General features: G+C 38.1%; 16 protein-coding genes. 5 read left to right on the top strand and 11 right to left on the bottom strand.

All coding sequences use genetic code 11. From position 1 onward, the window contains the following. Positions 1-6: 6 nt before the first annotated feature. From pknB to AC3WSO_RS05875, 11 genes are all read right to left on the bottom strand, one after another. Positions 7-1,992: a Stk1 family PASTA domain-containing Ser/Thr kinase gene (pknB, locus tag AC3WSO_RS05925; RefSeq protein WP_492529522.1), complete on the bottom strand. Its 1,986-nt coding sequence runs from the start codon at positions 1,990-1,992 to the stop codon at positions 7-9. Positions 1,993-1,994: 2 nt separating this feature from the next. After that, positions 1,995-2,744, bottom strand: a complete 750-nt coding sequence (locus AC3WSO_RS05920; protein ID WP_492534260.1) for a Stp1/IreP family PP2C-type Ser/Thr phosphatase — start codon at positions 2,742-2,744, stop codon at positions 1,995-1,997. Positions 2,745-2,750: 6 nt separating this feature from the next. After that, on the bottom strand, positions 2,751-3,893 hold the full coding sequence (gene rlmN / locus AC3WSO_RS05915) for a dual-specificity RNA methyltransferase RlmN (RefSeq protein ID WP_492529520.1): 1,143 nt from the start codon (positions 3,891-3,893) through the stop codon (positions 2,751-2,753). After that, complete coding sequence (gene rsmB, locus AC3WSO_RS05910; RefSeq protein ID WP_492529518.1) at positions 3,893-5,254, bottom strand: 16S rRNA (cytosine(967)-C(5))-methyltransferase RsmB; 1,362 nt, start codon at positions 5,252-5,254, stop codon at positions 3,893-3,895. The genes rlmN and rsmB overlap by 1 nt, the downstream gene beginning before the upstream one ends. Beyond that, positions 5,251-6,192 (bottom strand): methionyl-tRNA formyltransferase, encoded by a 942-nt coding sequence (gene fmt / locus AC3WSO_RS05905; protein WP_492529516.1) that lies wholly within the window; start codon positions 6,190-6,192, stop codon positions 5,251-5,253. The genes rsmB and fmt overlap by 4 nt, the downstream gene beginning before the upstream one ends. Position 6,193: 1 nt before the next feature. After that, complete coding sequence (gene def, locus AC3WSO_RS05900) at positions 6,194-6,688, bottom strand: peptide deformylase (protein ID WP_492529514.1); 495 nt, start codon at positions 6,686-6,688, stop codon at positions 6,194-6,196. Between the two features lie 361 nt (positions 6,689-7,049). Then, positions 7,050-9,464, bottom strand: coding sequence for a primosomal protein N' (gene priA / locus AC3WSO_RS05895; protein ID WP_492529512.1), 2,415 nt, complete (start codon positions 9,462-9,464; stop codon positions 7,050-7,052). Beyond that, positions 9,461-10,471 (bottom strand): bifunctional phosphopantothenoylcysteine decarboxylase/phosphopantothenate--cysteine ligase CoaBC, encoded by a 1,011-nt coding sequence (gene coaBC / locus AC3WSO_RS05890; protein ID WP_492529510.1) that lies wholly within the window; start codon positions 10,469-10,471, stop codon positions 9,461-9,463. The genes priA and coaBC overlap by 4 nt, the downstream gene beginning before the upstream one ends. A gap of 124 nt (positions 10,472-10,595) precedes the next feature. Beyond that, positions 10,596-10,823 carry a DNA-directed RNA polymerase subunit omega gene (gene rpoZ, locus AC3WSO_RS05885; protein ID WP_053483349.1) on the bottom strand — a complete coding sequence of 76 codons (228 nt, stop codon included), beginning with the start codon at positions 10,821-10,823 and terminating at the stop codon, positions 10,596-10,598. A 4-nt stretch (positions 10,824-10,827) separates the two neighbouring features. After that, a complete protein-coding gene (gmk, locus tag AC3WSO_RS05880; protein ID WP_492529508.1) occupies positions 10,828-11,445 on the bottom strand; it encodes a guanylate kinase in 618 nt (205 codons plus the stop codon). Between the two features lie 43 nt (positions 11,446-11,488). Then, positions 11,489-12,364 carry a YicC/YloC family endoribonuclease gene (locus AC3WSO_RS05875; RefSeq protein ID WP_492529506.1) on the bottom strand — a complete coding sequence of 292 codons (876 nt, stop codon included), beginning with the start codon at positions 12,362-12,364 and terminating at the stop codon, positions 11,489-11,491. Positions 12,365-13,239: 875 nt separating this feature from the next. On the opposite strand from AC3WSO_RS05875, the gene AC3WSO_RS05870 reads away from it, so the two are divergent. The 5 genes from AC3WSO_RS05870 to AC3WSO_RS05850 all read left to right on the top strand — a co-directional run bounded on the left by AC3WSO_RS05870 (position 13,240) and on the right by AC3WSO_RS05850 (position 21,498). Then, complete coding sequence (locus tag AC3WSO_RS05870; RefSeq protein ID WP_492534258.1) at positions 13,240-14,937, top strand: Rqc2 family fibronectin-binding protein; 1,698 nt, start codon at positions 13,240-13,242, stop codon at positions 14,935-14,937. A 209-nt stretch (positions 14,938-15,146) separates the two neighbouring features. Beyond that, complete coding sequence (locus AC3WSO_RS05865) at positions 15,147-16,832, top strand: methyl-accepting chemotaxis protein (RefSeq protein WP_492529504.1); 1,686 nt, start codon at positions 15,147-15,149, stop codon at positions 16,830-16,832. Between the two features lie 1,044 nt (positions 16,833-17,876). Beyond that, on the top strand, positions 17,877-19,526 hold the full coding sequence (locus tag AC3WSO_RS05860; RefSeq protein WP_492529502.1) for a peptide ABC transporter substrate-binding protein: 1,650 nt from the start codon (positions 17,877-17,879) through the stop codon (positions 19,524-19,526). A gap of 122 nt (positions 19,527-19,648) precedes the next feature. After that, positions 19,649-20,578: an ABC transporter permease gene (locus AC3WSO_RS05855; protein WP_492529500.1), complete on the top strand. Its 930-nt coding sequence runs from the start codon at positions 19,649-19,651 to the stop codon at positions 20,576-20,578. Further along, positions 20,578-21,498 carry an ABC transporter permease gene (locus AC3WSO_RS05850; RefSeq protein ID WP_492529498.1) on the top strand — a complete coding sequence of 307 codons (921 nt, stop codon included), beginning with the start codon at positions 20,578-20,580 and terminating at the stop codon, positions 21,496-21,498. The genes AC3WSO_RS05855 and AC3WSO_RS05850 overlap by 1 nt, the downstream gene beginning before the upstream one ends. Position 21,499: the final 1 nt, after the last annotated feature.

Here is a 21,499-nt window from a genome sequence, read left to right as displayed (position 1 = left end):
TCCCCCTTATTTGACATCATCGTAGTTGAATGTTTCTTCAGCAATAATTTCTGAATCACGAATAATTTTATAAGCTGCATCCTGACCATCTGCAATAACAAGCTGTATTCGGTGCTCTTGATCAGCCGTAATAGTAAATTTTTCAACTGTTGTTAACGTTTTATGGCTTTTATCTTGAATATCAATTCGAATAGTTTGCTCTAAACCTTCCTCATTTGGTTTATATTCAATTTTCACAGTTTTCACCCAAGTTTTATCCGGCCTTGCTGCAGGTCCTTTACTTAAAATAACTGCGATTGCAGTGCCCGCTTCAACCTGCGTTCCTGCTCTTGTCAATTGTGATTTAACACTTCCAGCTGGTATTGTATCATCATTTTCTTCACGAACAACACGCCAAGTCAAGCCTTCTCTTCTTACATACTCATCCATTTGAGCTTTAGTGTACTTCACAACATTATCTACGGTGATCATTTTTACACCCGCACTTACTGTAAATTTCATTATTGTATTCTTAGCGACTACCTCTTCTTGTGGTGCCGGCTCTTGTTCAATAATTCGTCCTTCAGGCTCTTTTGAATTTACATAGTTAACTTCAGAATCTAAATATTTATCCTTTAGCACTGATTGAACTTGGCTGATTTGCTGGCCTCTATAATCTTCCACTTTCGTCGTTTCTACCCCAAGACTCACGATTAAGTCTACTTCTGTGCCTTTTACACGCTCCGTACCCTCTGTAGGGTCAGTTTCTATAACCTTATCCTTTTCGACGTCCTCGTCATAACGCTCCTGTGGCGACTGACCAACCATAAAGCCTTCAGCCTCTAATTTCTTAGTAGCTTCTTCAACTGTCATATTAGCCACACTAGGTACAGGTATCTTTTTCGGGCTAAATAGATCTGTTGCAAAAAAAACGAATAGGAAGATGGCGATAGCTGCTATTACTAACCCAGCAACAACTATTGGCCACTTTTTCTTTTTCTTTTTCTTTACAGGTACTGCCTTTTCAACAGGCTTCTTCGCTTCGGGTTTCGGCTTTGATTGTGTAATTGGTTCGATTGCTCTTGTCTGCATTAAATCTTCGTCTTGACGTACAGTTGGTTCTTTTATAATCGGAATAGCCTTTGTCACATCATTATCTACCGGTATAACAAACTTCGACTCATTTATACGATTTGGTGATAAAACTGTTTCCAAATCTGCTTGCATTTCTTCTACAGTCGAATAACGGTGAGAAGCATCTTTTGCTGTAGCTTTTAGCACAACATTTTCCACACTTTGTGGAATTGTAGCATCGAAAGCTCGAACTGATGGCGTCTCTGATTGTAAATGTTTAAGCGCAATAGAAATAGCTGACTCGCCTGAAAATGGCAATTCCCCCGTTAACAATTCATATAAAACGATGCCAAGTGCATAAATATCAGATTTGTTTGTTGCCGTACCACCACGAGCCTGCTCAGGCGATAAATAATGCACCGTTCCAAGCACGGAGTTTGTTTGTGTAAATGATGTTGCACTAAGCGTCATCGCTATACCAAAATCAGTTATTTTCACATTTCCTTCTGCATCCATTAAAATATTTTGAGGTTTAATGTCACGGTGGATAATATGATTTTCATGAGCATTGGCAATTGCTGACGTTAACTGCTTCATAATATGCACACTTCTGGCAGGAGAAATTGGTGCAAATTCCTGTATGTACTGCTTTAATGTTTTCCCTTGGACATACTCCATCACTATATAATGTAGATCACCATCATCACCTACATCATAAACACTAACGATATTCGGATGTGTAAGGCTTGTAGCAGAAAGTGCTTCACGTTGGAAACGGCGATACAATTCATCCTCATTGGTAAAATCATAACGCAATATTTTGATCGCTACATCACGGTTTAAAATCATGTCATGCGCTAAATAAACATTGGACATACCACCGCCACCAATAAGCCCTATAATTTTATAGCGGTCACTAATTCGTTTACCTACAAGCATACTTACACCTCCTCATCTTGCCTTGTGAGCAGCACGAGGGAGATGTTATCTTCTCCCCCGCTTGCATTTGCTAATTCTACAAGTTTTCGTCCTTTTTCTTCTACTGAATCTGGATACGTAATAATTGATGCCATTTCATACACTGTAAGTTTATTGCTTAAACCGTCAGAGCAAATGAGTAAATACGATTCTGATGCTAAATCAACTTCATAAAAGTCTGGCTCAATCGTTTCTTCTGTACCAACTGCCTTTAAAATGAAATTTTTCTTCGGATGCGTCAATGCTTCCTCTTCACTAATTTCACCATTTTCAACCAGAACATTTACATAGGAGTGATCTCTTGTTACTTGTTGTGCACCATCCTCAAAGAAATAATACACACGACTATCACCAACATGTGCGATAAAGCAATGATTTTTTTCAATTAACACTGCAATAAACGTCGTGCCCATTCCTTTACAGTCTTCATGTGATAAAGAATAGTCATATATACTTTTATTCAATTGCTTGACTGCTTGTAATAACCACTCTTTTTTTGATGTTGTTGACGCAAAATGATGTGCCTCTGCCTGTAAAAAAACGGTTTCCATCTGTTTCATCGCCATATCACTCGCTACATCGCCAGCATTATGACCACCCATGCCGTCCGCTACAAGTGCTAGTGCAAACCCGTCTTGGCGATTAAAAAATCCCGCACGGTCTTCATTAATTGCCCGTTTTAACCCAATATCACTTTCGACTGTGTATTCCAACACTGGTCACCTCGTCTCTTCAGATCTCTCTTGCGCACGTAATTGACCACACGCTGCTGCAATATCAGCACCTTGCTCTCGGCGGATCGTTACGTTAATACCATTCTTCTTTAATGTTTTTTCAAAGGCAAAAATTTGACTTCGAGATGTACGAACATAATCACGTTCTGGTACATAGTTTACAGGAATTAAGTTCACGTGGCATTTAATTCCTTTTATTAAAGCAGATAATTCTTCTGCAATTTCAACTGAATCATTTTCACCAGACATTAAACCATACTCAAAAGTAACACGTCTGCCCGTTTTTTTAGTATAGTATTGAACGGCTTCCATTAATTCATCTAACTTATAAGCACGTGCAATTGGCATAAGTTTTTGACGATCCTCTTGGTTTGGTGCATGTAAGGAAACTGCAAAGTTGATTTGTAGCTGTTCATCAGCAAATTGATAAATTTTTGGAACTATTCCTGATGTTGATACAGTGATGTGACGAGCACCAATATTTAACCCTTTTTCATGGTTGATGACTTTTAAGAAGTTCATCATCGCATCATAATTATCGAAAGGTTCTCCAATACCCATAATGACGATATGTGATACACGTTCGCCTACTTCATCTAAAGTCTGCTGTACTTTTACAACTTGCTCCACGATTTCCCCTGCTAATAAGTGTCGCTTTAAACCACCTAAAGTTGAGGCACAAAACGTACAGCCAATTCGGCAACCTACTTGTGTCGTCACACAAACAGAGTTGCCATATTCATGACGCATTAATACAGTTTCAATAGAATAGCCGTCTTGTAATTGGAATAAAAACTTGATCGTACCATCTTTAGATTCCTGTTTAATAATTGTTGATAATGTCGTTAATGAAAAACTTGCTTCAAGCTTTTCACGTAATCCCTTCGCAAGGTTAGACATCTCATCAAACGTTTTAACGCGTTTATTATAAAGCCAATCAAAAATTTGTGCTGCACGGAACGGTTTTTCACCATTTTCCTTTAGCCATTCTTCTAGTTGTTTTGGCTGTAATGAGTATACCGATTCCTTTAAATTTGGTTTTTCTTTTTTTGCGCGTCGAACAGGCTTGTCTTCCGCTTCGTCAACTAAGTCGTTTATACGCTCATTAAATTTCTCTTGATCCACCATTAGTTGGATTCTCCTTTTTTACGAAAGGCGGCAACGAAGAAACCGTCACTGCCAAAGTCTTGTGGAAAGACTTGAAGCATGCCATTTGCTTGCTTTTCCGCTAATTTTGTTGGTAAAGATTCTAGTTGTATAGCTTCCATTTCTGGATGCGTTGATAAGAAGGCCTCTACAGTACCTTCATTCTCTCTTTTATCTACTGTACATGTACTGTACACAAGCTTGCCATCTATTTTCAATACTTTTGTTGCAGCATCTAATAGCGCCAATTGTATTTTTTGAAGGTTTTCTAAATCTTCTTCACGTTTTGTATATTTAATATCTGGTTTGCGGCGCATAACACCTAAACCACTACAAGGGGCATCGACTAAAATAGCGTCGTATGATTCTAGTTGTAGAAAATCCGGTGCCTTACGTCCGTCAATCGGAGCTGTCTCTACTATATCAATCCCTAGACGATCTGTATTATGGTCGATTAAATCCAATTTATGAGGGTGAAGGTCAGTCGCTAAAATCGAACCTTCATTCTTCATAATCTCAGCTATATGTGTAGTTTTTCCACCTGGTGCTGCACACATATCTAAAACGCGCATGCCAGGAGATGGATTTAACACATTTGCCGGAATCATGGAGCTTTCATCCTGAATAGTAATAAGCCCTTCTTGGAAAGCCTTTGTTCTAGCTGGCTGACCATTTGTTACATGTAAGCATTCAGGCATTAGATCGCTTTTTTTCGCTGTTAAACCTTCCGCTTCTATACTGGCAATCGCTTGATCGACACTTGCTTTCGTCGTATTTACACGGACAGTTTGCACTGGAGGTATATTATTTTCATGTAACATTTGAGCCGCTACTTCAACACCATAGTTATCGACAAAGCGTTGCACTAACCACTCCGGATGACTCGTTTCAATAGCAAGGCGCTCAATCGGATCTTTAATGTCATCAGTAGAAGCTACACCTTGACGTAAAATAGATCGTAAAATACCATTGACCATCGAAGCTATCCCTTTGTGACCTCGACGCTTAGCAATTTCTACAGCCTCATTCACTGCAGCATGAGGTGGTATACGTGTTAAATAATGCATTTGATATAAAGATAAACGTAAAAGCCAGCGCACCCAATGATCTACTGAACCACGAATAAAGGGCTCTAAATAGTAATCAAGTGTCATTTTATATTGGAGAGTGCCATACGTAATTTCTGTTAAAAGAGCACGATCTTTCGCTTCAATTTTATGTCGCTTAATCGTTTCATTTAAAAGCAAATTACTATAGGCTTGATTTTTATCTACTGCTAACAGAATAGAAAGTGCGGCGTCACGCACATTTCCATCCCAAATTACTACACTTTTTTTACTCATTTAAATTGGTCCCCAATCTGTAATTTAGAACCTGTACCACGTAAATAATCCTCTGCTGTCATACGTTTCTTACCAGCTGGTTGTACATCATACAGGGCAAGTGTTGTACCATTTCCTGAAGCAACTTCAAAATGATCCTTTGAAATCGCAACGACTGTCCCAGGAACAGTAGCATGCTTTGAGTTACCAACCTGTGCCCACCAAATTTTAAAGTTGCCATCTTCAAATGTTGTATAGGCAACTGGCCAAGGGTGAAGACCACGCACTTGATTGTATAAAGTAGTAGCATCCTTTGTCCAATCGATACGTTCTTGTTCACGTGAAATATTGCTTGCAAAAGTTACTTGTGCTTCATCCTGCACGGAACGATTATTTGTTCCATTTATAATAGAAGGAAGTGTCTCTTTTAATAAATCGCTGCCCACAGCACTCAGCTTATCAAATAGTCTACCCGTATAATCATCCTTTTCAATTGGGATAGCCTTTTGGGAAATGATATCACCAGCATCTAGCTTTTGCGCCATATACATAATCGTTACACCTGTTTCTTTTTCACCATCAATAACCGCTTGGTGAATAGGTGCCCCACCACGATACTTCGGTAAAAGTGAGGCATGGACATTAATACAACCAAGTGGTGGTGCATCTAGCAATTCTTTCGGCAAAATTTGTCCAAAAGCAGCTGTTACGACTAGGTCAGGCTGTAAATCAATAATTTGCTGTAATTCCTCAGAACCACGTAGCTTTTCAGGCTGAATAACAGGTAATCCTAACTCTATCGCTGCTGCTTTAACAGGTGGTGGTGTTAACACACGCTTACGCCCAACTGGACGATCTGGTTGTGTAACTACAGCTTTAATATCATAACCTTCATGATGTAGCATACGCAAAATTGGCGCGGAGAAATCAGGTGTCCCCATAAAAATTATTGAAGTCATATTATTCCTCCTCTTCAGCGTACATTGCTTCAAGCTCTTCTTCAGTTAAAATTCGTTTGATTTTCGAATTAAATAGCACGCCATCTAAATGGTCGATTTCATGTAAAATTGCTCGTGCATCAAAGCCTCCCGCCTCTAGCTCATATACACGCCCCTCACGGTCACATGCTTCAATTTTCACATAATCAGGACGTTCAACCTCACCGTATAATCCCGGGAAGCTTAAGCATCCTTCAATATCTACTTCAGCTCCATCCGTTTCAATAACAGTTGGATTAATCATTTCTAAAACATCTCGTTCTTCACCAAGCTCGACAATTGCAACTCGTAATCCTACATTTATTTGAGGTGCTGCAATACCAACGCCATCGTATTCAACCATTGTGTCATATAAATCATCTAGTAATGTAATAATTTCTTCATTAATTTCTGTTACTTCCGCGCATGGTGTTGATAATACCTTTGCTGGATGTTCTACAACTTTTTTAATTGCCATGTTATATTCCTCATTTCTATATTTAAGACTTATACCTTGTCTAATTGTAACGCTACATCAAAACGTAAAGTTGATTTCCGTTACGGCTGGGCGCTTTGTTGATACCGCTACGTTAGCACTACGCTTTCGCACAGAGCAAAGCTTCCTGGGGGCGTCCGATGAGCAGCTTCGCTTCGCTGCAGGGTCTCGGGCCATCAGAATGTTGGTCACGAAGGCGTTATCACAGGACGTGATGCTTTTAGCCTTCGTTCCTCTATATCGCTGATCCCCGAGGATTCGTCCAGCCTCCACTCCAATCAACTTATCCCCATGACATACTTTTCAACAAAAAGCTATGCTCTATTTTAGGAGATGAATCAATTTATATAGTTGACGGATCTAAATCTACCGTCATTAAAATACCCTGTTTAATCCATTCCGCGCGATACATGGCAAGAAGCCGCTGTAATACTGGAATGAGATTTGGTTCAATTTTATATTTTATCAAACATTGATAGCGATATCTATTTTGGAGACGGCTGATGCTAGCAGTTGTTGGACCTATAATGGCAACTCGGTCTGATAAATTTCCCTTTAGCCAATCTGCTGCACGTCCAGCATACTCTGCAGCCATCATAACATCTTCATGTGATACTTGAACAAGTGCTACATAATAATACGGTGGATAGCTAGAGCGACGGCGTAAAAACATTTCACGTTCGTAAAATGGTTCGTAATCTTGAATTTTTGCCAATTCAATTGCATAATGCTCTGGTGTATACGATTGAATAATAACCTCACCATGCTTATCATGACGTCCCGCTCTACCACTAACCTGCGTTAATAGCTGGAATGTACGCTCCGCTGCACGGTAATCAGGTAGATGCAGAGATGTATCAGCACTAAGTACACCAACAAGCGTAATATTAGGAAAATCAAGACCTTTAGCAATCATTTGCGTACCTAGTAAAATATCTGCCTGTCCTTCTCCAAATGCCTGCAAAATTTCTTCATGTGCACCTTTTTGTTTTGTTGTATCAACATCCATTCGGAGAACCCTCGCCTCAGGAAACAGCTTATAAATTTCTTCCTCGACTTTTTGCGTTCCCGTACCAAAATAACGTATATGCTCACTCTGGCATTGTGGACATGTTTGAGGAACACGCTCGTCATAGCCGCAATAATGACATTTTAATTTCTCTGTTGTCCGATGATACGTTAACGAGATGTCACAGTTTGGACATTGTACAACCGTTCCACAATCACGACAAAGTACAAAAGAAGAATAGCCACGACGATTTAAAAACATGACCATCTGTTCTTTTTTCTCTAGTCTTACACGTATTGCATCAACAAGCTGCTCGGAAAACATGGAACGATTTCCATTTTGAAGCTCCTCTCGCATATCCGCAATAAAAACTGTCGGTAATGCTTGATGCAAAGCACGTTGTTTTAATGATAGCAAACCATACACGCCCTTCTTTGCTCTCGCAAATGATTCCAGCGCAGGCGTTGCACTGCCTAATATAACAGGACATTTGTAAAATTCACTTCGCCATATCGCCACATCTCTAGCGTGATAACGTGGTGAATCTTCTTGCTTGTAAGTTGACTCATGCTCTTCATCTAAAATGATAAGACCTATATTTGTAAAAGGTGCGAAAATTGCCGAACGAGCTCCTACAACAACGCTAACCTTACCTTGTTGAATTTTACGCCATTCATCATACTTTTCACCGACAGATAAACCACTATGCATAACAGCAACCATCTCACCAAAACGACTACGAAAACGCTCTGTCATTTGTGGTGTTAATGATATTTCAGGTACTAGCATAATGGCTTCCTTACCTTCATCTAACACCTTTTGAATTGCTTGCAAATAGATCTCCGTTTTACCACTCCCGGTAACGCCGTGTAGTAAAAAAGTTTTCGCAGTTTGTTCTTCCATCGATCCAGTAATAGCCTTTAATGCTATGTGCTGCTCTTCCGTCAATTGTAAAGATTGAGTACGAGAAACCTCCTTCGTAAAGGGATCTCGATACACCTCTTCTTGTATAAAGTGAGCGGCTCCTTTTTCGATAACTGACTGTAATACCGTGGAAGATGCACCTGTTTCCTCATAGATTTTTTGCGGCAATAGAACCTCTCCAAGGTGTTTGCCCATCCATTCAATCAACTGGCGCTGTTTGGCTGCTCTCGCTGCACCTTCCATAGCCTTGTCGATATCTTGCTGACGATCAGAAATTTTGACCATACGCACTTCTTTTACATTTCCTTGCTGCTTCACAACATTTTCAATTTTCACGATTTTATCAGTTATAAGCTGCTTTAATAAAGGAAGTAATTCAGCACGTTCGAATTCTTTGAAATTAACCTGTTGTCGCTTGCCAAAAATAGCATTAACCTCATCTGGTAAAACATCTTTCTCCGTTTGTAGTGTGATGATTTTTTCATACTTCGCTCGAAGCGCTGACGGAAGCATAACCTGCAATGCATCAATTTCATAGCAAATCGTTTCGTTTTTCAGCCATTTAGCCATTAACAACATTTCTTCGGTTAATACAGGCTCAATATCTAAAATTTGTGCAATAGACTTTATTTTGTTAGATGGTACATCTGTTTCATTTTTTAATCCGACTACAAAGCCGAGAACATTTCTTGGCCCAAACGGTACTTTTACACGACAGCCCATCTCTATAACATGTGCCCATTCAGCAGGAACTTCATAGTCAAACGGACGATCTACATGGTAAGTCGAAACATCCACTATAACCTCTGCAATCAAAAAACTCATTGCTTCTCACCCTGTAATATATATGTCCAAAATGCTTGGGCAAATTGCTTGGCATCTGTCACATCCCACATTTGACCATTTACTTCTGCCATGTCACTAAAATCAATCCACTCGTCTGACATGATTGTTACCATCGGTTCGCCAATAACCTTTTGTCCAAAAGTTATTGCGGTCATTCCTTCTACGGATAATATCGGTGCCTCTTCAGTTGTAGGTGTATTTGCTGCATGGATAAAAAATGCGGATGGATATTGTTTTTTATAATCCTCAAGCTGTTCAAAAAGCTTATACACGCTTGTCGCTTTCTCATCTAGTAGGATTACATTAGCTCCAAGTGTTTGTGCCTCTTTAGCTATCGCCTGTCCAATTCTACTATTCGACTGTGTGCTAATGACATGACGCTCATCTAATGGTACATAAAACGCTCCAGCTGTGACCACAACTGTTTTACTAGCTAATGGCTTTGCCTGCTCTGAAAAAAATTCTTGCACGATTGCTGTTATTTTTTCAGGTTCTTCTAAACGGCCTTTACCAACATAGCCACATGCCAAAAATCCTTCTGAAGGCTCAATAAATTGATAGCCGTCAGATTGTAGTTGAGCCAAATTTCGTTTTACGGCTGGATGGTCATACATATGTACATTCATCGCTGGTGCAAGCCATACAGGAGCAGTTGCTGCAAGCAAGGTCGTCGTTACCATATCATCCGCAATTCCATTCGCCAGCTTCCCAATAACATTTGCGGTAGCTGGTGCAACTAAAATTAAATCTGCCCAATCTGCCAAATCAATATGGGCAATAACACTTGAATCCTTTTCATCAAAAGTATCGAAAAAAACATCATTTTTGGACATAACTTGAAAGCTCAATGGATTCACAAATTGTCTTGCTGATGCTGTCATGATGACCTTTACATTTGCCCCAGCCTGAGATAGCTTGCTAACTAGAGCGACAGCCTTATAAACCGCTATACCACCTGAAACACAAAGTAAAATATTTTTATTCATGCACAATCGTCCTTTCAAATGATAAGCTCCCAAAGGAAAATTCCTCGGGAGCTCTCGGCATTCTGTATAATCAAAAATCCACTGCAGACGTTAACATTTTCGCAAAAGCTTATTTACACCAATGTTAGATTTCGTCTTCGTACACAGTTGACTCATCCTGTGATACCTTCGTAAGTACACCTGCCGCTACTTCTTCAAGTGCTTTCCCTACGTACTTATGAGAAACATACTTGTGTAAACGCTCAGTATCTTGTTCCTCTTGCATTTGACGAGCACGTTTAGATGCTAAACTTACTAACGAGTATTTTGAATCGATTTCTTTTTTTAATGTATCTACTGATGGGTATAACATAGATTTATTCTCCTCTCAACATTGACAAATATCTTTTTTCAACACGTTCTCTACGACAATGCTCGGCTTTAATAATCGCATTTATACGATCACAAGCATTTGTCACTTCATCATTTTCAACTACGTAATCATAAAGGCTCATCATTTCAAGCTCTTCACTTGCAGTTGCTATACGTTTTGCAATAACCTCTTCCGTTTCCGTCCCTCGACCAACTAAACGATCCTTTAATTCCGTTAAACTTGGTGGGGCTAAGAAAATAAATAATGCATCTGGTGCCTTTTGGCGGATTTGTGCAGCACCTTGCACTTCGATTTCTAAAAACACATCACGCCCTGCATCCAGTGTTTCATTTACGTAGGCTAACGGTGTTCCGTAATAATTCCCTACAAATTCAGCATGCTCCAATAAGCCACCCTGTTCAATCAACGTTTCAAATTCTTCACGCGTCTTGAAAAAATAGTCTACACCATCTACTTCACCTTCGCGAGGATTTCGTGTTGTCATCGAGATGGAATACTCATAATTCGTATTCGGCTGAGAAAATAATTCTTTTCGCACTGTCCCTTTACCTACACCAGATGGGCCAGACAGAACAATTAATAATCCACGTTCTTTTATCATTTATTCTCTATATCTCCCTTAATTTATAACAGATACATGCAAGCTATTCGATATTTTGAACTTGCTCGCGCATCTTTTCTAAAATTGTTTTCGCCTGAACTACCGCAATGGCCGCCTCTGTTGATTGATTTTTTGAACCAATCGTATTGATTTCGCGGTGTATTTCCTGCATTAAAAAGTCTAATTTACGGCCAACCGAAATCGTTTCTTGTAATGTTTCTTCTAGTTGATTAAAGTGACTATCTAATCGGTCCAATTCTTCGGTGATGTCCACACGTTCTGCAAATATCGCTACTTCAGCAAGTAGGCGATCTTCTAACAAAGCTCCATTTGCCACTTCAGTAATTCGTTCCAATAATCGAGTACGGTATTTTTCTACAGCTAGGGAAGCACAAGAACGAATCTGATTCACTTGTTCTTTTAACTGTTCTTTATATTGTACAACAACATCATGCAATTCTTGCCCTTCACGCTCACGCATTTGAATGAGCTGTTCCAGTGCTTGCATAATAGCCTTTTCAACAGCACTAAGTAAATCCTCAGGTGTAAGCTGTGGCTTTTCCTGTACAAGCGCTTGTTCAAGCGATAGTAGCTCATGCATCGTCCATTTTTCTTCTAGTGGTACTTTATTTGCTAATTGCTCTTTTGCCTTACGATACGCTTCAATTAATGACCAATTAATTTCAATAGATTGCTCGACGTTATCTAAGTCCTTAACATAAACCATCACATCAATTTTGCCACGTGACAAAGCTTTTGAAATTAATTTCTTTGCAAAAATTTCTGCTTCAAGCCATTCTTTCGGGAATTTTGCATTAATTTCTAAAAATCGATGGTTGACCGAGCGCATTTCTACTGTTAATTGAAAGTCTCTTGTTGTTGTGACACCTCTGCCAAAACCAGTCATACTACGCACCAAGGTTCGTCACACCCTTCTTTGCATACTGGGATTATTATAACATAAGCTCTGTCATTTATGACGTAAAAAATTACAAAGAGCAAAAGCTAATTCTACCACAATCGAAGCTATATTTTAATATTTACCTAAAAAATGCTATGATAAACATAAGAAAATACTCATCACCAAAAGAAAGAGATTAACATTTGATCAATTATGCCTCGGCATAATTTTATGTACGCATGCATATAAGTTGATTGGAGTGGATGCTGGGCGATCAACAATAGAGAAACGAAGGCTAAAAACATCACGTCCTGTGATAACGCCTTTGTGACTTCATCGTGTTGGCCCGCCGCCAGGAAGCTTTGTTCTGTGCGAAAGCGAAGCGGCAGCAACAAATGTTTTAACTGTGCGAAAGCGAAGCGGCAGCAACAAATGTTTTAACTGTGCGAAAGCGAAGCGGCAGCAACAAAGCGCCTAGCCGTAACGGAAATCAACCACAAACAATGGTGATGAGCATTTAAATGGATTTAACTATTAGGTGTGTTGATATTTTGCTTAAATACGCCCATTTTTAGCAGATTGTAGTGAAGGGCTACTTGACCCCCGCGGGAAAGCGAGACAGACGAGACCCTGAGGCCAACATGATGTTGTCACGAAGGCATTGTCACAGGACGTGACGCATTTTGCCTTCGTTCCTTTAGCAGAGGAAGCGGCTCGACGCTCGCCCGCAGGAAGCCCTGCTCTGCGCGAAAACGAAGCGGCAGCGACAAAGCAAGTAGCACGTAACAGAAATCTGCATCTTCTATGTAATTTGTAATAGAAATCAATACACCTGTTAAAATATAAAATACGAAAGTACCAAGGATGCTAAATCGTTGGAAAGAGGAATTCATATGGCATTTGACGGCTTATTTACTTATTCAATGACAGCCGACCTACAACAATTAGTAACAGGTCGGATTACTAAAATACATCAACCAAACGCTCAAGAGGTTGTTCTACATATTCGTGCGAACGGAAGCAATCATAAATTACTTTTTTCGATTCATTCTTCTTACGCACGTGTTCACCTTACTGAGCATTCTATTGAAAATCCAGCAGAACCCCCAATGTTTTGTATGCTGTTGAGAAAGCATATTGAGGGTGGTTTTATTTCTTCTATTAAACAGCACGATTTTGATCGTATTATAATAGTAGAAATCGAAAGTAAAAATGAAATTGGCGACCCGATTGTAAGGGAGTTACATGCTGAAATCATGGGCCGTCACAGTAACCTATTATTAATAGATAAAGAGCAGGGAAAAATAGTCGACAGCTTAAAACATTTACCACCATCCGTAAATAGCTTCCGTACAGTATTACCTGGTCAACCTTATATCGCACCACCCGCACAAAATAAATGGCATCCTTTAACAGTAACCGACGAACAAATTACACTGTTTTTCTCTGAGCCAAAAACGGCTAAGGAAATTGTTTCGCAATTTACCGGTTTCTCACCTATACATGCCGAGGAATTATTATTCAGATTTACTGACACTGATGATCGTGTAAATTGCTTTAAACATTTTATAGCTTCCTTTACTAATGGTGGGGCACAGCCAATGTATGTAATCGCTAATAATAAAACTTACTTCTCCCCAATCGCTCTAACGCATTTACAAGGAGAGGTAACGATTTATCCGAATGTCCATGAGCTTCTTGACCGCGTATTCTTTGCTCGAGCTGAGCGTGATCGTGTCAAACAGCAGGCTGGTGATTTGGAACGATGGCTGCAAAATGAAATTGATAAACTTATATTAAAAACTAAAAAGTTAAATAAAGACTACGAACGCGCATCTAAGCTAGATCAGTTCCAATTATATGGGGAGTTACTGATGGCGAATATTTACGCGTTTGAAAAAGGTGTAAAGGAAGTGACTGTCACTAACTATTATAGTGAAACTGGCGATGAGAAAATCACCATTCCAGTAAGTGAGCGTAAAACACCTATTGAAAATGCTCAAAGCTATTACACAAAATATACAAAAGCAAAGAACGCCCTTATCATGGTGCAAGAACAGTTAGAAAAAACGAAGGAAGAAATAGCTTATTTTGAAATGCTTGCTCAGCAAGTACAACAAGCTGCTCCTGGAGATATAGAAGAAATTCGCGAAGAATTAGCAGAACAAGGTTATTTGAAATTACGTCATGCAAGAAAAAAGAAAAAACAAACGAAACCAGAGCCTGAACGTTATGTCTCCTCTACAGGTGTAGTGATTTCTGTTGGGAAAAATAACAAACAAAATGACATGCTTACATTTAAAATGGCTAAACGTACAGATATTTGGTTGCATACGAAGGATATTCCTGGCTCACATGTTGTCATCCATACAAGTGAACCTGACGAAACAACAATACGAGAAGCTGCAACGCTTGCTGCCTATTTTTCAAAAGCAAGAGACTCTTCTTCTGTTCCAGTAGATTACACAGAAATACGGCAAGTAAAAAAACCAAATGGTGCTAAGCCTGGTTTTGTTATTTACTTTGAACAAAAAACTTTATACATCGATCCAGATGAAGCTGTCATTTTACAATTAAAAAAACAGTCTTAAAGCGTTGGAATACGATACGAATTGTATCGTGTTCCTTTTTTATGGTGATAACCACGTAATCTGTACTATTCATCTTTTGATTACAGTAACGCTAAAAAAACTTGTGATTATTCCGAACTGTTTATTTCGAGCGTTATTGACTTCTTCCTTTCTAAATTGCTAAATTTAAGTAAAAAAAGTAAATAGCATTTCAGAAAGGACGTATCTTTATGTCTGTAGGCAAAAAACTAAGCTTTGGTTTTTTAACCATCATCCTGACCTTAATTATTTCATTGGTCATTATGTTTATACAATTCTCAAATATTGATAAGAAGGTTGAAAATGCACTAGAAAATCGTGTAGCTCTAGTAGAATTAGCTAATAATATTCAAACTGCGCGAGCAATGCAAGGTCTTTACATTCGGGCAATACTCATCGAAGACTCAGCAGCTAATAAAGATAACTTTACAAAGTATGCTAAAATGCTAGATTCATATGTAATTGAGATCATGGAAAAATCTGATTCATCCGAAATGGAGACTTATGCAAAAGATTTAAATACATATAATGGAGCTTTTAACAAAGCCGCTGAAGAAGCACTAACACTTTATGATGCCAGAAAATTAAAAGAAGCGATACAAAAAGTTAATGTCGATGTCCAACAAGCAAATACAGATTTGTTAGCAGTATCAAAGAAAATTGTAAGTTATCAAAAAAAACAACTTGATATTGTCACGAAAGGATCTAAAGAAGCAGTATCAACTTCACAAATAATCTCAATCATCGCTATCATCATTGGTGTAATACTTGGAATATCCTTAATGTTTTATGTACAACGTACAATTTCACGACCTTTAAAATCCGTCGTTCTTGCTGCTAATAATATTGCGAATGGTGAATTATATCATCAAGATATTTCTCATCAATCTAAAGATGAAATTGGACAGCTATCTACAGCATTTAACGTCATGAAAAGTAGCTTACGAGATTTATTAACACATATTCAAGGCAATGCGGAACATTTATCAGCTTCTGCTGAAGAATTATCCGCCTCTATCGAAGAGATTTCAGCTTCTGCTGATGAAATTACTGTACGAATTAACGGGACGGCAAATGCGGCATCTACTGCTACAATTGCTGCCAATGAGAGTGCACATGCTATGGATGAAACAGCCGTAGGTGTACAGCGAATAGCAGAGGCTACTCAACAGCTCCACCAAAGCGCAGTGACAACAAATGAATTGGCGAATAACGGTACTAGTACAGTTGATGAGGCTCAACAACAAATGAACGTGATTTATGATTCTACCCAAACGATTAACAATCTCGTTCAAAAATTAAGTAAGCAATCAGAAGAAATAGGCAATATTACTACGGTCATTACAGCTATTACAGATCAAACGAATTTATTAGCGCTAAACGCTGCAATCGAAGCTGCACGTGCAGGTGAACAAGGCAAAGGCTTCGCTGTCGTAGCTGATGAAGTTCGTAAGCTAGCAGAAGAATCAAAGCAATCAGCCAATCAAATTATTACCTTAACACAAGAAATCCAAGAAGATACCCAAAATGTAGAAAAAGCTGTCGAAGATGGGCTGCAATCTGTTACAGATGGTGTGAAAGTCATTGGGGATGCTGGCAATTCTTTTGAAGCAATCGTAAAAGCGATTAATATGATGACAAATCAAATAGAAGACATTTCGGCTACTTCTGAGGAAATCTCTGCAAGTGCTGAGCAAGTAGCAGCCTCTGTTTCAGAAATTGCTCATGGTGCTGCTTCTAGTGCAGCCAATACACAGATCATTGCCGAAGCTAGTGAAGAACAAGCTGCGACAATGCAACAAGTAAATCACGTTGCTACAGATTTAAGTGAAAAATCCTCGGACTTACAAACCCAAATTAATCAATTTAAGCTTTAATCATTTCAAGCAGAGAATTCTTTTTCCTCTGCTTGTTTTTGTCCCAGTCCACATTTCTGAGCAAAAGCGTGAGTTCAAAGAAACGACACTAATAGAGACTAATATCGTTTGCACTATGGTAACCCCCTACTTACTTAAGAAATAGTCCACCTATTACTATTGTTTCTAATTACCCTGCTGTTTATTTTAGGAAAACCTCCATTTAGCAATTAAAATATGGTAAAATTGACCACGTAAATAAACTAAGTAATTTTCTACTCATTAAGTTCTACTCACATAATTTTTAATAACTATATGTAAAAGTTTTCCACCTAAGAAAGACAAATGGACTTCTCCATAAAACAACAGCATAGAAGTAATAATAATTATGTATTTTTTTCATTTAGCATAAAAACTCAACTCTACACACATATATTGATTCCGTGCAACGTTTTATTTATACAATATTGAATATACAAGTAATGTGTAAATTATTTCAAAAAAACATATTTTCATTAACTAACGTACATTTATTCTTTAAGAGCGGCACATTTTGTCATACATATACTCTAATTCTTCTTTGTTCTCTCTTATACTGGGTATTCTTAAAAAAATACAAAACAAGTTTCTTATATATCATTAATAGATAAAAATAATCATCCTTCGAGATTATAATTTGCAAAAAACACCTCTTAAAGAATCAAAATTACTCGATTTTGCGGTAATTTTCTACAAACCCACACAAACCACTCATATCACTATCCCGTGACTTTCGACTCATTTTTACTATAATAATAATATTATCTAAACAATATGAATTTTCGGTATAGTAAGTCATTTCTATATTTTTATTTTATTTTTGATATTTATTACGAATTTATATCAAATTATTGTTATGAAAGCGCTTTTATTCATTAATGTGAAGAATAGAAAAAATTTATTATCTTCACAAATGTCAGATAATACTAAATAAATTTGAATCTTTTTTATTTTGTACACAATGATTTTTTGGTATATTAAATAAGAGCTTCACAAAAGGCTTAAAATTATATAAGGGGGATTCACATGATTAAAAACAAAAAGTTTTTATTATTAACGGTTCTTGCAGTATTATCATTAGTATTAGCTGCATGTGGCTTCGGTGGTGAAAAGTCTGATAATTCTTCATCTTCAGACGACAAAAAGGATTCTGGCTCAAAAGCTAAAGAACTTAACTTAGCAATTCCTTCAGAACCACCATCTTTAAACCCAGGACTTGCAGAAGATACTACATCTAGTGCAATCTTAATTAATGTTTTTGAAGGTCTAACTGTTTCAGACGCTGAAGGTAAGCCTACTCCAGGTATGGCTGAAAAATGGGAAATCAGTGATGATAAAAAGACTTATACTTTCCACTTACGTGATACAAAATGGTCAAATGGTGATCCAGTTGTAGCTGGCGACTTCGAATATGCTTGGAAATGGGCATTAAATCCAGATAACCTTTCTGCGTATGCTTCTATTTTCTACCCACTTAAAGGGGCTCAAGCTTACCACCAAAACGGCGGTTCTGCTGATGGCGTTGGTGTCAAAGCTGAAGATGACAAAACTTTAGTCGTAACTTTAGAAAACCCAACTCCGTATTTCCTAGAATTAACAGGATTTAAAACTTATTTACCAGTTAACCAAAAAGTGACTGAAGCTAATAAAGAATGGTACGCAGACGCTGGTAAAGATTACGTAACAAATGGTCCTTATAAATTAAGCGATTGGCAACATGATGCTTCTATCACTCTTACAAAAAATGAAGATTATTGGGATGCATCAAATGTTGATGTTGATACTGTAAATATTGCTATGATTGAGAAGGAGCCAACTGTTGCTACGAACTTTAAATCTGGCTCGCTTGACTATATCGGTCCTCCATTCCAAAATGTAGATCTTAATGCAATTGATGGATTCAAAAAAGATAAATCTTTAAGAATCAAAGACCAAGCAAGTATTTATTGGTATAAATTCAATACAAAAGACAAAATTATGAACAATGCAAATATCCGTAAAGCTCTTGCTCTAGCAATCGATCGTCAAACATTAATTGACAACGTAACTAAAGGAGAACAAAAACCAGCTACAGGTATGATTCCGGTAGCAGTTCCTAACTTTACAGAAGACCGTGGTTACTTCAAAGATAATGATGTGGATGGAGCAAAAGCTGCTCTTGAAGCAGGGATGAAAGAACTTGGTATTAAAGACGCTAAAGATATTAAAGTGAACATTTCATTTAACACTTCTGAAGCGCATGCAGCAATCGCTCAATATATTCAAGAAGAATGGAGCAAAAAACTTGGTATTTCATCTCAGTTAGATAACTCAGAATGGCAAGTTTATATTGACAAATTAAAAACTGGTGACTATCAAATTGGTCGTATGGGCTGGGTAGCTGATTATCTTGATCCATATACATTCCTTGAACAGTTCGATACAGCTAAAAATGGTAACAACCAAACAGGATGGGAAAATGCTGAGTACAAAAAATTATTGGACAAAGCAGTTGCTGAGGTAGACGAAGCTAAACGTCTTGTTTATTTAAAACAAGCCGAAGCAATTATTATGACAGAATTCCCAGTTGCACCTATTTACTACTACACTAACTTGTCAGTAGTTAAAAAAGGTATTGAAAACTTCGATCCAAATCCAACTGGTGATATTCACCTTAAATACGTAAAGATTAAATAATAATTTCTTTTAAGCTCTAAGCGGAGAGCTGCCTCGTAGCCACTGCGGCGCGAGTCAGCTCTTTTTAAAATACGAAGGCACTTATTTGTCAGAAAATTGACAAATAGAAGGAGGAGTTTTATGTGATTAAATATATTTTGAAAAGGCTGATGTATATACTTCTCGCGCTTTTCGTCATCGTAACGGCTACGTTTTTCCTATTGCGTCTTGCTCCGGGTAACCCATTTGCATCTGAACGTAATTTACCTCCTCAAATAGAGGCAAAGTTAAACGAAACGTATGGATTAAATAACCCTTGGTATATTCAGTACAAAGATTATTTAATCGATGCGGCCACTTTTAATTTCGGTGAATCTATGAAATATAAAGCGCGTTCTACAAATGATATGATTGCAGAAGGCTTCCCTGTATCGTTAACTTTAGGAATTGAAGCGATGCTGCTAGCAATTGGATTTGGTGTATTAATCGGTGTAATTGCTGCGCTTTATCATAATAGGTGGCCAGATTATTTGGCAACGACCTTTGCGGTGCTCGGCATTTCCGTTCCATCTTTTATATTAGCTGGACTTATGCAGTATTTCCTTGCATACAAGCTCCAATTATTCCCGATAAGTGGATGGAAAGGCTTTGCTTATAGTATATTGCCAGCCTTAGCTATTGCATTATCGCATATGGGCTTTATTGCTAAACTAATACGTTCAAGTATGCTTGAACAAAATAATAGTGATTACGTAAAAATGGCTCGTGCCAAAGGTATAGGCAAATGGAAAATTGTCTACCGCCATACTTTACGTAACGCCCTCTTACCAGTCGTTACTTATTTAGGTCCATTAACAGCTGCTGTTGTTACAGGTAGCTTCATTGTAGAGTCAATATTTGCGGTTCCTGGATTAGGTAAACACTTTGTGCAAAGTATTACGAACCGTGATTATACAGTTATTATGGGGACAACCGTATTCTACTCAATCATTCTTTTATTTGCGGTCTTCATCGTAGATATTTTATATAGTGTAATCGATCCGCGAATTAGACTGAAAGGAGCGAAAAAGTAATGACACAGCAACAAATCGAAAAAGATAAATTTAAAATTGTTGGCGGTAATCACGAAGCAACTGAAAAATTAGCTGATAAATCTGTCTCCTTTTGGAAGGAAGTATTTATCCGTTTTTCCCATAATAAAATGGCGATTTTCGGTTTAATCGCTTTAATAGTTATTGTTTTAATGGCTACCTTTGTGCCGATGTTTTCACAATACCACTATAGTGATCAATTAGGTGCTTTTAATGCTCCACCATCATCAGAATTTTGGTTTGGTACAGATGATTTAGGTCGAGATATTTTCGTTCGAATATGGGCTGGCGCTCGTATTTCTTTATTCATCGGGTTTGCTGCGGCAATTATCGATTTGATCATTGGCGTATTATGGGGAAGTATTTCTGGTTTAGCAGGCGGTCGTGTTGACAATATTATGATGCGTATTGCCGATGTTTTAACAGCTGTTCCTTACCTATTAGTTGTAATCGTCCTTTTAGTAGTATTAGAACAAGGTATTATACCAATGATTATCGCACTATCCATTACAGGATGGATCAATATGGCCCGTATTGTACGTGGTGAAGTATTATCTATTAAAAATCAAGAGTATGTTTTAGCAGCTCGTACTCTTGGCGCAAGAACAGGACATTTAATTTTCAAACATTTAGTGCCAAATGCACTTGGTGCAATTTTAGTAACCATGACATTGACAGTGCCATCTGCTATTTTTACAGAGTCTTTTCTTAGTTATTTAGGACTTGGGGTTCCTGCTCCACAAGCCTCTTGGGGAACAATGGCTTCTGATGGAAATGGAGCGATTGCCAATGCTCCGTGGCGTTTAATATTCCCTGCATTGTTCATTTCACTAACAATCTTTGCGTTTAACGCAGTTGGTGACGGCTTACGTGATGCATTAGATCCAAAACTACGTAAATAAG

It is taken from the genome of Lysinibacillus sp. EB106-09-02-XG168 (assembly GCF_058791475.1).
Note: the sequence above shows the minus strand (reverse complement) of the source record. Positions and strands in the feature narration are given on the sequence as shown.

Bases quoted from the DNA above. Each gene is read 5' to 3' on its own strand.
- pknB (WP_492529522.1), bottom strand. From the start codon at position 1,992: ATGCTTGTAGGTAAACGAATTAGTGACCGCTATAAAATTATAGGGCTT.
- rlmN (WP_492529520.1), bottom strand. From the start codon at position 3,893: ATGGTGGATCAAGAGAAATTTAATGAGCGTATAAACGACTTAGTTGAC.
- rsmB (WP_492529518.1), bottom strand. From the start codon at position 5,254: ATGAGTAAAAAAAGTGTAGTAATTTGGGATGGAAATGTGCGTGACGCC.
- fmt (WP_492529516.1), bottom strand. From the start codon at position 6,192: ATGACTTCAATAATTTTTATGGGGACACCTGATTTCTCCGCGCCAATT.
- def (WP_492529514.1), bottom strand. From the start codon at position 6,688: ATGGCAATTAAAAAAGTTGTAGAACATCCAGCAAAGGTATTATCAACA.
- priA (WP_492529512.1), bottom strand. From the start codon at position 9,464: ATGAGTTTTTTGATTGCAGAGGTTATAGTGGATGTTTCGACTTACCAT.
- coaBC (WP_492529510.1), bottom strand. From the start codon at position 10,471: ATGAATAAAAATATTTTACTTTGTGTTTCAGGTGGTATAGCGGTTTAT.
- rpoZ (WP_053483349.1), bottom strand. From the start codon at position 10,823: ATGTTATACCCATCAGTAGATACATTAAAAAAAGAAATCGATTCAAAA.
- gmk (WP_492529508.1), bottom strand. From the start codon at position 11,445: ATGATAAAAGAACGTGGATTATTAATTGTTCTGTCTGGCCCATCTGGT.
- AC3WSO_RS05870 (WP_492534258.1), top strand. From the start codon at position 13,240: ATGGCATTTGACGGCTTATTTACTTATTCAATGACAGCCGACCTACAA.
- AC3WSO_RS05865 (WP_492529504.1), top strand. From the start codon at position 15,147: ATGTCTGTAGGCAAAAAACTAAGCTTTGGTTTTTTAACCATCATCCTG.
- AC3WSO_RS05860 (WP_492529502.1), top strand. From the start codon at position 17,877: ATGATTAAAAACAAAAAGTTTTTATTATTAACGGTTCTTGCAGTATTA.
- AC3WSO_RS05850 (WP_492529498.1), top strand. From the start codon at position 20,578: ATGACACAGCAACAAATCGAAAAAGATAAATTTAAAATTGTTGGCGGT.